Here is a 12,449-nt window from a genome sequence, read left to right as displayed (position 1 = left end):
CTGGCCGTGGGCGCGCACACCGGCCCCGCCCGACCTCCCGAACCCCCCCTCAAGGAGCGCACAATGCCGACCACCCCGCCGCCCCCGCCGCCCTTCGACCCGGAACTCGCCGCCGCGCTCGCCGCCACCGGCCAGACCTCGTTCGCCACCGGGATCACCCTGGACACGCTCGCCGCCGAGCGGGAGGTGCTGCGGATGTTCACCCCGACCCTGGCGGACCTCACCGCCGACGAGCGCTTCGAGGTGGAGGAGCACACGGCGCCCGGTCCGGACGGCGCGCCCGACGTGCCGCTGCTGGTGGTCCGGCCGCGCGGCCTCACCGGCACCCGCCCGGTGATCTACCACACGCACGGCGGCGGCCTGATCATGGGCGACAACCGCTACGGCCTGCACACCGCGCTGGAATGGGCGCTGGAGCTGGACGCGGTGGTCGTCTCGGTCGAGTACCGGCTGGCGCCCGAGCACCCGTTCCCGGCCGGGTTCGACGACGCGTGGGCGGGCCTGCTGTGGACGGCGCGCAACGCGGACAGGATCTCCGGCGACCCGCGGCGCGTGCTGCTCGCCGGGGGCAGCGCGGGCGGGAACCTGGCCGCCGCGCTGGCGCTGCGCGACCGGGACACCAAGGAGGTCGGCGTGCTGGGCCAGGTGCTGCTGTACCCGATGCTGGACGACCGCAACGACACCGCCTCCGCGCTCCAGATGACCGGCCTCGGCGTGTGGGACCGGGACTCCAACCGGACCGGCTGGGAGGCGTGGCTGTCGGGCACCGGGCAGGGCGAGGAGCCGTCGGCGTACGCGTCGCCGGGCCGCGCCGAGGACCTGTCGGGCCTGGCCCCGGCGTTCCTGGACGTGGGCACGGCGGAGACGTTCCGGGACGAGGTCGTCACGTACGCGAGCCGGATCTGGCAGGCGGGCGGGCAGGCCGAGCTGCACGTGTGGCCGGGCGCCTTCCACGGCTTCGACCAGCTCGCCCCGCAGTCCGCGCTCGCCCAGGCCGCCCGCGACGCCCGGCTGCGCTGGCTGCGGCGCCTGCTCGGCGAGTGAGACACCCGGAGGTGTACGGGGGGCACACCCAGAGGTGTACGGGGGAGGCACACCCGGAGGTGTACGGGGTTACCCCCGGCGGGGTACGGGGGATGCCCGGCGCGGCCCGTGCACACGGGTCACGTGGCGCCGGGGGTTTGATGCGCGGGACCGGACGGCGGAGACTTCGAGGATGCAGAACCTGTCACAGCGATTGGCGGCGGTCGACGCGTCGGCGGGCAGGGCGCTCGACGTCATCGCCTACTTCGACCGGCTCGCCGAGTCCCGGGCCGGGCTGGAGACGGTCGTCCGGGGCGCGGCCGTGCTCTGCGGGGTGCCCGCCGGGCTGGTCGACCCCGGCCACCGCATCCTGATCCGGGTCCTTCCCGACGGCACCCGGCAGGACGCGGACCACGCGGCGGACCCCCGCTGGCGGTCGGCCCCGGCCAGCCTGGTGCCGACGGCGACGCTGTGGCTGGAGACCGAGCGGGACGGCGACCTCGTCGACGACATGGTGCTGGAGCGGGCGACGATGGTGGCGGGGCTGGTGATCACCCGCGTCCGGGGCGTCGCGCCGATCGTGCCGGAACGGGACTGCGCGCTGACCGAGACGGTCCTCGACCCGCGCGCGGCGCCGGACGCGCGGATCTCGGCGGCCCGGCGGCTGGGGCTCACCGAGCGGTCGTCGGCACGGGTGCTGGCGTTCGGCGGCTGCGAGCGGGCGATCCTGCTGCCCGGGGTGGAGCTGCCCACCGACCGCCGGATCGGCGTCGGCCCGGTCGTCCCGGCCCGCGAACTCCCCCGCTCGGCCGAACTCGCCCGTACGGCGCTGCGGTTCGCGGCGGAGGGCACCCCGGAGGACCCGGGCCCCCGCGTGGTCCACGCCGACGACCTGGGCACCCTGCTGCACCTCGCGGCCGCGGTGGACTCCGGTTCCGCCCCCTCCGCCGACCTCACGGCCCTCGACCAGGCGGCGGCCGAAGTGCCGTGGCTGGTACCGACGTTGACCGCGTACACGGCGGAGGGCACGGTACGGGCGACGGCGACCGCCCTCTACATCCACCACTCCACGCTCCAGGACCGCCTCCACCACGCCGAACGCCTCCTCGGCTGGCCCCTGCGCACCCCCGAGGGCCGCCTCCGCGTCCATCTGACCCTGATGGAACGGCGGTTGATCCGCAGCGGACGCGACTGAGCGGCACCCGCGGGGCGTGCCTCAGTCGCGCGCCCTCAGCACGGCGAGCCGCGCGGACCACTCCCGTCCGGCCACGGCGAGCCCCTGCTCCAGCGTCGCCAGGAGTTCGGTCCGCCGCACGGTCACCGCCGCGGACGGCCCCGGCCCGTCGTCCCCGTGCACCCGGCAGGCGAGGTGGACCCGCTCCCCGTCGGGAAAGGCGAACGCGAGCACGCCGTCGGTGCACTCGCCCCAGTCCAGGAACCGGCACGCCGCGAACTCGGCGCCCCCGACACCGGACGCACCCCCCTCCCACTCCCCCTCCGCCAGGCGGAACGCCTCGCCCACGGAGACAAAGCCCTCCACCGGCCCGGCAGGCTCGCGGAACCGCCCCGCCTCGTCCCTGAGCTTCTTGACCAGCAGCGGCGGATAGAAGGCGTCGTCCCACGCGTTGACGTGGAGCCCGCCGACGAAGACGTCCACACACAGCAGCCCCGGGTCCCGCTCGACATGGAACTCCAGCCCGAACCCGCCCCGCTCCCCGAACACCACGCCGCCCCTCCCCCTCCGAGCACCTCTCGACGCGTCGGCCCACCCTACTGAGCCACCCCGGAACCACCCCCACTCGAACACATGAACCCCACCGGAGAACTCGCGACTCAAATTCGAACAGGCGTACTATTGCCGATGTGGCTGAGACCTATGACTTTCCGAGCGACCTGCGCGCCGGTCAGGAGGAGCTGCATCAGGTCCGGGCCGAGCTGTCGGCCCTGCTGAAGCGCCTGCCCTGGTCGGTCGAACCGCTCGACGGCTTCACGGACGACGGCGGCTGGCGCAAGGTGGAGCGCCCCGCCTCCCCCGGCTGGACCCCCGACGAACAGGCCGAGGTGGAAAAACTCCGCCGCCGCGAACACGAACTGGCGGTCTTCGTCTCCGGCCACCGCTTCTGGACAGAGATCACCGCAGCCGCCCGCGTGGAGGCCCGCATGCGCCTGAAACACGCGCCGGCGCTGCCGCCGGACGGGGACGGGGCGTGACCGGAGCGCCGCACGTGGGCGACACACAAGAGGCACAGGGACGGTCCGACCCCCTTCATGGGCCCGCCCCAGCCAGGCATGGACCGACGCGACAGAGGGATCGCCGCACGGCGGCTTACGGAGAAGGTCGCCCGCACCCCCCGAGCGAGGGAACAGCGCGAGGCCGGAAGGTACTCAGAGGGCCTGGAGCCCGACGAGCAGGCTCCGCAGAAGCCAAGCATCCGCCCTCACCGTCGGCCTGACGTCGGTGCGCTCCAGTCTGCGGCGACGTGGCAACCCGGACGGGGTGACCTCCGGTACCGGGATCTCCGCCCAGACCGCCTTTCCCCGCCGCGTCCGATAGGAGCCCCAGTTCTCGGCGATCTCCTCGACTAGCAGCAGGCCGCGCCCGCCTTCGGCGTCGCCGTCCGGCCGTCGAAGGACGGGCTGCTCCTGGGACGCGTCCCCCACCTCCACGACGATGCTGGCGTCGAGACCGATCAGGCGCACAGTGACGAGAGCCAAGGCATCCATCTCGGCCCACGTGGGCTGCCGGTCGAGAACACCGCTCACCTTGATGGCATTCGTCACCAGCTCGGAGACGACAAGGGCGGCGTCACCCTCGACGGAACCGGCCTGCCACTTGCCGAGCGTGAGCCGGACGAAGTGACGGGACACGCTCACCGCGGAGGCGACCGCCACCAGGTTCAGCTGATCCACGAAGCGGGCACGCCGAGAGAAGTAGAAGGGTTCGTCGTGGCCCTGGTAGTGGTTCACGCGCACTCGTCCAAGCTGACGATCCGAGCGCCCGCCTTCTGCTCCAGGTGCAGAGCCATGGCTTCCTGGAGCGGGCGGGTGAGGGCGAGGTCGCGATAGGCCGGCACGATCACGTGGTCGGCCTCGGCTCGCTTCACGGCCTCGGCCATCTCCGAGAAGACGTTGATCGCGCCGTCCATGAACTCGTAGAACACGGTTGCCAGGGCGAAGCCTTCGACCTCCGCGTACCACGTCATGTCGTCCTGCTTCCGCCGCACCTCCTCGTCGGTCATGTCATCCGGTACGCGCATGTAGCCAAAGATCAGCGGCTTCACGGCCTGCCCTCCTTACAGCGCTCACGATCACAGACAGCAGCGGTTCATCTGCCTGGAGTAGCCGAGTGAAGCACCGGAAGACACTAAATGCAAGACTACATTTTGAAAAATACGCTGAGCAATCCTCGAACGATCATGCGATATTGCGGATCGAAGATGACGGTGCTTACATATCGGATGCAAGAGGCATCCGAAGCGTAGGAAGATGGGGTGCGCGTGGCAGCAGTGACGGGGTCGACGGTTCCGCGTCGGCAACTTGGTCGGCATCTCCGTGACCTGCGCAATCAGGCACGACTGACAGTTCGTGCGGCCGCCAGCAAGCTGGAGTGGTCAGAGCCGAAGATCTGGCGCATCGAGACGGGCCAGACTTCCCTGCGCAGCCTTGATGTTGAGGCGATGTGCAAGATCTACGGCGCGCCCGCGACGTTGACCGAAGGCTTGATGGGTCTCGCCAAGGAGACGAAGAACAGGGGTTGGTGGCACGCCTACGGCGACGTCATCCCCGAGGGCTTCGATCTCTACATCGGGCTGGAGGAAGCTGCCGCCACTCTCCGGTGGTACGAATCGGAGTTGATCCCCGGCCTTCTTCAGACACCGGACTACGCCCGCACCCTGATCCGCGAGTCCAACCCCGACCGCGACGAAGCGGAGGTGGAACGACGGACGCATGTACGCATCACCAGGCAAGCACTGCTGACCCGCGTGACAGACCCGCCCAAGCTTGACGTCGCCCTCAACGAAGCGGTTCTTCGCCGCCCGGTGGGGAGCGCGAAGATCATGGCTGACCAGCTGGACCGGCTGGTGGAGTTGAACGAGCTGGACAATGTGAGCATCCGCGTCGTCCCCTACTCGGCGGGCCTGCACATGGGGATCATGTCCGGGCCGTTCGTTCTGATGCGCTTCCCGGTCACCAGCGACGGCCGGGACACCGAACCGCCCACGGTCTACGTGGACGGGTTCACCGGGGCTCTGTACCTCGACAAGCCCAACGAGATCGAGCGCTACGACGTGGCGTTCACGGCTATTTGGGGCTCTGCGCTGGACCACGCGGACAGTACGAGCCTCCTCAAGCAGGCAACAAGGGAGCTGAGCAAGTGAACAGTGCCGACCTGACAGGAGCGGTCTGGCGCAAGAGCACCCGTAGCAACGGTGATGCGAACTGTGTCGAGGTCGCCTTCCTCAATGAGGGACGAGTCGCCATGCGCGACACCAAGCACAGAGGCAACGGCCCCGCCCTCGTCTTCACCCCCGGCGAGTGGGACGCCTTCACGAGCGGCATGGTGAACGGCGAGTTCATCCGGAGGAGCTGAGCAAGTGAACAGTGCCGACCTGACAGGAGCGGTCTGGCGCAAGAGCACCCGTAGCAACGGTGATGCCGAGTGCGTCGAGGTCGCCTTCCTTGATGAAGGACGAGTCGCCATGCGCGACACCAAGCACAGAGGCAACGGCCCCGCCCTCGTCTTCACCCCCGGCGAGTGGGACGCCTTCACGAGCGGGATAGTGAACGGCAAGTTCATCCGTCCGTAGCCGCCCTCCACGTTCCGGCGAGCGAAGCGCGTCCGCCCCCTCAAGGCCGGGCGCGCTTCGCTGTCGATTCGTGCCGCTCGTCCGGGTGTCCGCTGAACGTCCGACCACCCGTCCGTGTCAAACCGGGCCGGAGTTCCCGCTGACTGTCCTCACTTCGGCCTCCCCCTCCCGCCGCCGCTCGTAAACTGCCCGGGCCTCCGCCGAAAGGACCCCCGAAATGCGCCCCGCGGATTTACGCGATCACTTGGTCGACCTGCTCAAGAACACGCCGGACGTCCAGCGGGTGGAGGTGATGGACAGCGGCCCGCACCCGTATGCCGTGACCGCGACGGTGGCGGGCAAGGAGCAGACGTGGCAGGTGATCGGGCAGCTGGCGGACGGCGCGAAGCACGACACGCCCACGGCTCCGGTCCACGGTGAGCCTGCCGTGTACACGAGGGCGCCGATCACGGACGCGCCGGACGCGTGGCTGGGTGGGCTGATCGGCGCGGCGGAGGCCCCGGACACACAGAGGATCGACGTGTGGTCGACGCGCGGCAACGCCGACCCGGGCCTCACGGTGTTCTTCCACAACGGGGAGCGGGCGTTCGTACGCCTCGTCTGAACCTCGTCGAACGCCCGCGTGACATGCCAGAGGGCCCCCGTGACAACACGGGAGCCCTCTGACCGCGGTGGGCGCGGACGGTTTCGAACCGCCGACATCCTGCTTGTAAGGCAGGCGCTCTACCCCTGAGCTACGCACCCGGAACGAGTGGACAGACTACATGGCCCGCGCGGGTGGGCCGCAAACGCCTTTCGGGGGCGGCAGCGGGCCGGGGGGTAGCCCCACCCCCGGTGCGGGCGCTCGCCGGATCGTGGGGCGGGCGGCGGGTGCCTACCGTCGGAGGGGTCGGAGCGGCACCGTACACCGGGGGGAACACCATGGCCCGTCTCAGCAGCGTCCGGACCCGCGCGGTCCTCGTCACCGGGGCCGTGCTGGCGCTCGCCGCGTCGGCCACCGCCTGCGCGTCCGCCGGGGACGACGCGGACCCCGACCGCCGGGACTTCACGCTCACCGGACACACCCTCACCGTCGACTCCGACGACTCCGCGCTGGAGATCGTCGCCTCGGAGGCGCACCGCGCGGGCACCGTGCGGGTCACCCGCTGGTTCGACGGCTCGGTCGTGGCCGGGAAGGAGCCGGAGGTGACCTGGTCCATGAAGGGGGACCGGCTGGTGCTGCGGACGCGCTGCTCCGGCGTCTTCGCCGACTGCGACGCCCGGCACCGGATCGAGGTGCCACGCGGGGTCGCGGTGGCGGTCCGGGAGGACGACGGCAGCGTCCGTGCCTCCGGGTTCCGGGACGCCCTCAGTATCCGTACGGCCGACGGCTCGGTGCGGGTCACCGACTCCAGCGGCCCCCTGGATCTGCGCAGCGACGACGGCTCGGTCCGCGCCGACGTCGACTCGCGCCGGGTCAGTGCCCGCAGCGCCGACGGCTCCGTACGCCTCGACCTCGGCGCCGTACCGGACCGGGTGGACTCGGTGACCGACGACGGCTCGGTGACGATCACGCTGCCGCGCGCGCCGTACCGCGTCGCGGCGGACAGCGGCGACGGCTCCGTCGACGTGTCCGTGGACCGGGACGAGGGCAGCTCGCACCGGGTGTCCGCCCGCTCGGGCGACGGCAGCGTCACGGTCCGGAACGCGGACGGAAACCGAACTGACGGAAACTAACCGACCCGTGTGTTCGTCCTCATGGTGGGAGAATGACACCGGCAGGGCGGACGACAGCACGGGAGAGGGACTGTGACGGCGACACCAGCACGGCCGCGCTCGCCGATGGTGCCGCGCGCCCATGACGTCACCGCCGACACGGCCGACACCACCAGCGGTACCGGCACCACCGGCAGCGCTGCCGAGGACAGCGCCGCGCCCAGCACCCCCAGCCCCCTCAAGACACTGAGCACCCTCGGCGCCCTCGCCCTGGCGCTCCCCCTCCTCGCCGTGCTGTCCGTGCCCGGTGCCTTCGCCGGGGGCGGGACCCGGCGGTGGTTCGGGGGGCGGGCGGAGACGCAGCGGGCGGAGGCGCAGGCCGCGAAGGACGCCGCCGCCGCCGCGTTCTACGAACTGGACACCGCCCAGCGCGACCTGCGGATCTCCATCGAGACGATCACGGCCGTCGACGACACCCCCGCCGCCCGCCGCGCGGTGGCCGACTTCGAGGCCGTGGGGCGGCGGATCGACGAGGCCAGCCACCAGTACATCCAGGCGGTCGACGCCCATGACCTCGACCGGGACGACCTGGAGGCCTCCGCCGCCGCCCAGGCCCGCACCGACCTGACCCGCGCCAAGGAGGAACTGGAGCGGGTCAGGAAGGAGCTGGACCGGTTCGCCGACGGGCTCGGACCGCTGCTGGGGAAGGCCGAGACCCAGCTCGCCCGGCTCGCGCCCGCCGTGGAGCGGGCCCGCCAGTCCCTGCTCGCCGCGTCGAACGCGCTGGACGCCGTCCGCGAGTCCGGTCTGCGCGCCGACGACCTGGCCGCCCGCCTCGCCGCCCTCGCCCCGGAGCTGACCAAGCTGAACCAGGGCGCGGGGCAGCACGGCCTGCCGCAGACCCTGGAGCGCGCCGAGCGGGTCTCGCGGGAGGCAGAGGCGGTCCGCGCGCAGGCCGAGCGGCTGCCGGAGACGGCCGCCGAGATCGACCACCGCCTGGTGTCGCTGCGCACCCGCGCCCAGGCCCTCACCACCCGCGCCGGTCAGGTCGAGCCGATCCTCAGCGAGCTGCGCCGCCGGTTCGCGGTCGCCTGCTGGCAGGACCTCCAGGGCGTCCCCGACGACGCGGTGGCGCACGTACGGCAGGCGGAGGCGAAGCTCGCCGAGGCGCGGGCCGCCCGCGAGGCGCAGCGCTGGCCGGACGCGACCGCCCTGCTGTCGACGGCGCGCGCCCTGCTGAACTCCACCGACGAGGCCGTGTCCGCCGCGGGCGACCGCCTCACCCGGCTGAACGCGGTGCAGAAGGACCCCCGCCAGGAGATCGAGCGGACCCGGTTCGCGATCCGGGACGCGCAGCGGCTGGCGATGGCCGGACGGCACACCCCGGACCCGCGGGACGCGCGCCCGCTGGACGAGGCGGTGGCCCGGCTGGAGCGGGCGATCGGCACGCTGGAGGGCCGCCACCCCGACTACTGGCACTTCCTCACCGAGACGGAGGCCGTCCGGCAGACCGTCGCGGGCGTCGTCACCCGCATCCGCGAGGAGCGCGGCACCGCCCACTGAGGCCTCCCCCACCGGACCGGGGCCCGCCGACCGCCCGGCGTTTGCCCGGCGCGCGCCGCGGGCGGATATTGGAGGTACGTACGGCCGTCACCCGCGAGCGCACCTCAGGGAGGCCCGATGGCCACGCACGCCACCCACCCCGTCCCCGGCCGGCCCGGCACCCACGCCCCGCGCACGCGGACCCGGCGGCGGATCACGCTGGACGACGCCCTGCCCGTCGACCACCGGCTGAACCGGGTCTACCGGATCGGCGCGGGCCTGATGGGGCTCGGACTGGTCGTCTTCGGGATCTTCGGGATCATCGACCGGATCGGCTTCTTCGACACGGGCGGCGACACCGTGTGGAGCCTGAACACCAACGGCGCGCTCAGCTGGCTGTCGGTCGCCGTCGGGCTGCTGCTCCTCGCCGGGATGGTCATCGGCGGGAACCTCGCGTCCACGCTGAACATGACGCTCGGCGTGCTCTTCATCCTCAGCGGGTTCGTGAACATGGCCCTGCTGGAGACGGACTACAACTTCCTGGCCTTCGAGATCCAGAACTGCATGCTCAGCTTCGTGATCGGCATCCTGCTGCTGGTGTTCGGGATGTACGGCAGGGTCGGATCGGCCCTGCCGCACGACAACCCCTACTGGCGGGCCCGCCACCCCGACATGGCGGAGGAGCGGGCCCGGCAGACGGCACAGCTGCCGGCCGGGCGGGACGCCGCGGCCGGCGGACCGGATCAGGTGCGGTAGGCGTAGTACGCGGCCGTCGGGTAGGACGCGAGGATGCTCTGCAGCGACCGGCTGTAGGTGTTCGTGGAGTGGTACGTCAGGTACGGGATGCCCCGGTTGCGGGACGTCACGATCATCGTGTGGTCCTTGGACCCGTCCTTGTCGAAGTCGACCTGGAGCACGTCGCCGACGTCGAGCTGGTACACGTTGGTGAGCGGGGTGGTCCGCTTGGAGTTCTGCGCGAACCAGGACCACTCGTTGACGCCGACGAACGAGTGCGACTGGATGTCGGCGTTGCCGAACCAGCGCGTGTAGTCGTAGACGTAGCCGGGGACGTGCTTCCAGCCGCCCGCCTTCAGGGACTGGCTGACGAAGTTGGTGCAGTCACCGCCCGCGCCCTGCCCGTTGAAGTTGGGGTAGGCGGGGTTGTAGTTCGACCAGTACTGCTTGGCGTACGTCGCCATCGCGTTGTAGTCGAGACCGTTCGCGGTGAAGTTCTTCGGGTTGGCCGGGCCCGGGTACGTCGTGGACGCCTTGGGCGCGGCCGGGGTGGTCGTGGTGACCTTCGCGACCTGCGCCTCGACGACGGGCTTGGCGGCCGAGTTCACCGCGAGGCCCTCGTCGGTGTCGACGATGCCGGTGAGCTGCCAGTCGCCGCGCCGGTCGGCGGTGAACGTCAGCTCGTGGTGGGCCTGGAAGCCGGTGGTCTTGGGCTCGCCGCCGCGGACCTTGGCGTAGGTGAGGGTCGTGGTCTCGGTGACGGCGACCTTGGCCTTGCGGCCCTTCACGCTGGTGGCGTCCAGGGTGACGCTGGTGCTGGCCTTGCTGTACTTCTCGCCGAGCTTGGCGAGCCGCTCCTTGCGCTGGTCCAGCGACGACAGGTCGGAGTCCTCGGTGCGGGCCTGCTTCGAGGACAGCTTGACGTCACCGGAGAACTTCTCGGTACGGGTCTTCTTGCCGTCCCCCTGCGCACCGTCGACCAGGGCCTCGGTGCGGTCGGTGAAGACCGCGTCGGCCAGCCGCTGGAAGGTGGCCTTGGTCTTGGCGTCGACCTTCGGGTCGTTGACGACCGCGGCGCCCGCGCTCCAGTTGGGGAGCAGGGCGACCCCGGCGACGACGGACGTGGCCGCCGCCCCGAGTATCGCGGCGCGGCGCCGCGTCCGGCTCAATTTCCTTGACTTCACTGATGTTTCCCCTCTTGCCCCGGCGGAGGGATGCCGGGGTAGCGCATCTTCGCATGACATGTGTGGCCCGTGTGAAGAGGGGGGCGGGTGGCGTGCGACGGGTGTTATAGGACCGTCACAGCACAACCACCCCCCGTGTCAACCGCGTCACTTGACGACGGTCGACCAGTTGGGGGACTGGGCCGGGTCCAGGGTGCGCAGGCGCTCCAGGGTCTCGGGCTTCTGCACATCCATCCAGTCGGCGAGTTCCTCGAAGGACACGCACTGGACGTCCTTGCGGGGGCAGACGTTCTTGATGACGTCGTCCACCGCCTTCATGTAGACACCGCCGTTCCACTCCTCGAAGTGGTTGCCGATGAACAGCGGGGCGCGGCTTCCGTAGTAGACGCGGTCGAAGCCGTTCATGTAGGTGTCGGTGGTCTCCTGCTGCCACTGGGCGAACTTGGCGGGGTCGCCGTCGGTCTCGCCGTCGGACTGGTTGTAGAGGAAGTTGAAGTCCATGGAGAGGCCCTGGTACTTGCCGCCCTCGTACGGGAGCATCTGGAGCGGGAAGTCCCACATGCCGTTCTTCTTCGTGGGCCAGATCTGGAAGTCGCCGGCCGAACTCGCGTCGTAGCGCCAGCCGTAGTCCTTGGCGGCCTTGAGGAGGTTGGCCTGGCCCTCCAGGCAGGGGGCGCGGCCGCCGACGACGGCCTTCTTGAAGTCGAAGGGCAGCGGGTCGATGTCGGTGTAGCCGGTGTTGGTCTTCCACTTCTCGACGAAGCTGTAGAACTGGTCGATCTCGCTCTTCCACTCCTCGACGCTCCAGTCCTTGCCGCCCTTGGTGCCGCAGAAGTGACCGTTGAAGTGGGTGCCGATCTCGTTGCCCTCCTCCCACGCGAGGGAGAGGTCCTCCAGCGTGGTGCGGATGTGCTCGTCGGTGGGGAAGCTGATGGCCGCCGAACCCCGGTTGTGCTGGGGCGGGTTGTAGAGGTCGGCCTTGCTCTTGGGCAGCAGGTAGATGCCGGTGAGGAAGAACGTCATGTGGGCGTCGTACTTCTTGGCCATCTCCCGGTAGTGGGTGAACAGGCCGTCGTCACCGGCGAGCGCGCCGTCCCAGGAGAAGACGACGAACTGCGGCGGCTTCTCGCCCGGCTTGAGCGGTACGGGCTTGAGCCGGCCCTTCTGCGGGCCGGTGTACGAGGTGGAGCCGTCCCCCAGGACCTTGGTCTTGCCGTCCCACACGGGCTCCTTGCTGGCCGCGGCCTTCTTGCCCTCCCCCGAGGACGCGGTCGGCGCGGTGTTGTCGGTACGGCTCAGCACCAGGTACCCCGCCACCAGGGAGGCGACGACGAGGAACGCCGCCAGGGTGAGGAACCCCGGATGGGCGGCGGCGGGGCGGCGCGGTGCCGGTGCCTTGCGGCGGCGGCCCGACGGTGGCTTCATGTGCGGCTCATTCTCGTGGGATCGGGGACTGCGGGGC

15 protein-coding genes and 1 tRNA gene are annotated in these 12,449 nt (G+C 70.9%); 10 read left to right on the top strand and 6 right to left on the bottom strand.

Going from position 1 to position 12,449, the window contains the following annotated elements:
• The first annotated feature begins 63 nt into the window (after positions 1-63).
• Positions 64-1,044 (top strand): alpha/beta hydrolase, encoded by a 981-nt coding sequence (locus ACIQPQ_RS02890; RefSeq protein WP_401298869.1) that lies wholly within the window; start codon positions 64-66, stop codon positions 1,042-1,044.
• 172 nt (positions 1,045-1,216) lie between these two features.
• On the top strand, positions 1,217-2,218 hold the full coding sequence (locus ACIQPQ_RS02885; protein WP_401298866.1) for a helix-turn-helix domain-containing protein: 1,002 nt from the start codon (positions 1,217-1,219) through the stop codon (positions 2,216-2,218).
• Positions 2,219-2,239: 21 nt separating this feature from the next.
• Here the strand turns inward: ACIQPQ_RS02885 and ACIQPQ_RS02880 are convergent, their stop codons facing one another.
• Positions 2,240-2,749: a hypothetical protein gene (locus ACIQPQ_RS02880; protein WP_401298863.1), complete on the bottom strand. Its 510-nt coding sequence runs from the start codon at positions 2,747-2,749 to the stop codon at positions 2,240-2,242.
• A 137-nt stretch (positions 2,750-2,886) separates the two neighbouring features.
• Between ACIQPQ_RS02880 and ACIQPQ_RS02875 the strand changes: the two genes are divergently transcribed.
• Positions 2,887-3,234, top strand: a complete 348-nt coding sequence (locus ACIQPQ_RS02875; RefSeq protein ID WP_401298860.1) for a hypothetical protein — start codon at positions 2,887-2,889, stop codon at positions 3,232-3,234.
• A 174-nt stretch (positions 3,235-3,408) separates the two neighbouring features.
• Here ACIQPQ_RS02875 and ACIQPQ_RS02870 read toward each other — a convergent pair whose 3' ends face one another.
• Together ACIQPQ_RS02870 and ACIQPQ_RS02865 are read right to left on the bottom strand one after the other, a co-directional pair.
• On the bottom strand, positions 3,409-3,990 hold the full coding sequence (locus tag ACIQPQ_RS02870; RefSeq protein ID WP_401298858.1) for an ATP-binding protein: 582 nt from the start codon (positions 3,988-3,990) through the stop codon (positions 3,409-3,411).
• A complete protein-coding gene (locus ACIQPQ_RS02865; RefSeq protein WP_401298855.1) occupies positions 3,987-4,304 on the bottom strand; it encodes a recombinase family protein in 318 nt (105 codons plus the stop codon). Before ACIQPQ_RS02865 ends, ACIQPQ_RS02870 begins: the two co-directional genes overlap by 4 nt.
• Before the next feature lie 216 nt (positions 4,305-4,520).
• Between ACIQPQ_RS02865 and ACIQPQ_RS02860 the strand changes: the two genes are divergently transcribed.
• The 4 genes from ACIQPQ_RS02860 (at position 4,521) to ACIQPQ_RS02845 (ending at position 6,435) form a co-directional block, all read left to right on the top strand.
• Entirely contained in the window at positions 4,521-5,402 is an 882-nt protein-coding gene (locus tag ACIQPQ_RS02860; RefSeq protein ID WP_401298852.1) for a helix-turn-helix domain-containing protein, read from the top strand.
• Positions 5,399-5,614, top strand: a complete 216-nt coding sequence (locus ACIQPQ_RS02855; RefSeq protein WP_401298849.1) for a DUF397 domain-containing protein — start codon at positions 5,399-5,401, stop codon at positions 5,612-5,614. The genes ACIQPQ_RS02860 and ACIQPQ_RS02855 overlap by 4 nt, the downstream gene beginning before the upstream one ends.
• A gap of 4 nt (positions 5,615-5,618) precedes the next feature.
• A complete protein-coding gene (locus tag ACIQPQ_RS02850) occupies positions 5,619-5,831 on the top strand; it encodes a DUF397 domain-containing protein (RefSeq protein WP_401298846.1) in 213 nt (70 codons plus the stop codon).
• Between the two features lie 217 nt (positions 5,832-6,048).
• On the top strand, positions 6,049-6,435 hold the full coding sequence (locus ACIQPQ_RS02845) for a hypothetical protein (RefSeq protein WP_401298844.1): 387 nt from the start codon (positions 6,049-6,051) through the stop codon (positions 6,433-6,435).
• A 68-nt stretch (positions 6,436-6,503) separates the two neighbouring features.
• On the opposite strand, the gene ACIQPQ_RS02840 is transcribed toward ACIQPQ_RS02845, so the two are convergent.
• A tRNA-Val gene (locus tag ACIQPQ_RS02840) sits at positions 6,504-6,575 on the bottom strand.
• 177 nt (positions 6,576-6,752) lie between these two features.
• On the opposite strand from ACIQPQ_RS02840, the gene ACIQPQ_RS02835 reads away from it, so the two are divergent.
• From ACIQPQ_RS02835 to ACIQPQ_RS02825, 3 genes are all read left to right on the top strand, one after another.
• Positions 6,753-7,547 carry a DUF4097 family beta strand repeat-containing protein gene (locus ACIQPQ_RS02835; RefSeq protein ID WP_401298841.1) on the top strand — a complete coding sequence of 265 codons (795 nt, stop codon included), beginning with the start codon at positions 6,753-6,755 and terminating at the stop codon, positions 7,545-7,547.
• Between the two features lie 72 nt (positions 7,548-7,619).
• A complete protein-coding gene (locus ACIQPQ_RS02830) occupies positions 7,620-9,089 on the top strand; it encodes a hypothetical protein (RefSeq protein WP_401298839.1) in 1,470 nt (489 codons plus the stop codon).
• A gap of 117 nt (positions 9,090-9,206) precedes the next feature.
• Positions 9,207-9,824: a DUF4383 domain-containing protein gene (locus tag ACIQPQ_RS02825; RefSeq protein WP_401298836.1), complete on the top strand. Its 618-nt coding sequence runs from the start codon at positions 9,207-9,209 to the stop codon at positions 9,822-9,824.
• Here ACIQPQ_RS02825 and ACIQPQ_RS02820 read toward each other — a convergent pair.
• Both ACIQPQ_RS02820 and ACIQPQ_RS02815 read right to left on the bottom strand, forming a co-directional pair.
• Positions 9,812-10,987 (bottom strand): amidase domain-containing protein, encoded by a 1,176-nt coding sequence (locus tag ACIQPQ_RS02820; RefSeq protein ID WP_401298833.1) that lies wholly within the window; start codon positions 10,985-10,987, stop codon positions 9,812-9,814. The genes ACIQPQ_RS02825 and ACIQPQ_RS02820 overlap by 13 nt on opposite strands.
• A gap of 147 nt (positions 10,988-11,134) precedes the next feature.
• The gene (locus ACIQPQ_RS02815; RefSeq protein WP_401298830.1) at positions 11,135-12,412 is read right to left on the bottom strand and encodes a hypothetical protein; all 1,278 of its coding nucleotides are present in this window, start codon (positions 12,410-12,412) and stop codon (positions 11,135-11,137) included.
• Positions 12,413-12,449 lie beyond the last annotated feature (37 nt).

It is taken from the genome of Streptomyces sp. NPDC091281, from assembly GCF_044757425.1.
Classification (GTDB): domain Bacteria; phylum Actinomycetota; class Actinomycetes; order Streptomycetales; family Streptomycetaceae; genus Streptomyces.
Note: the sequence above shows the minus strand (reverse complement) of the source record. Positions and strands in the feature narration are given on the sequence as shown.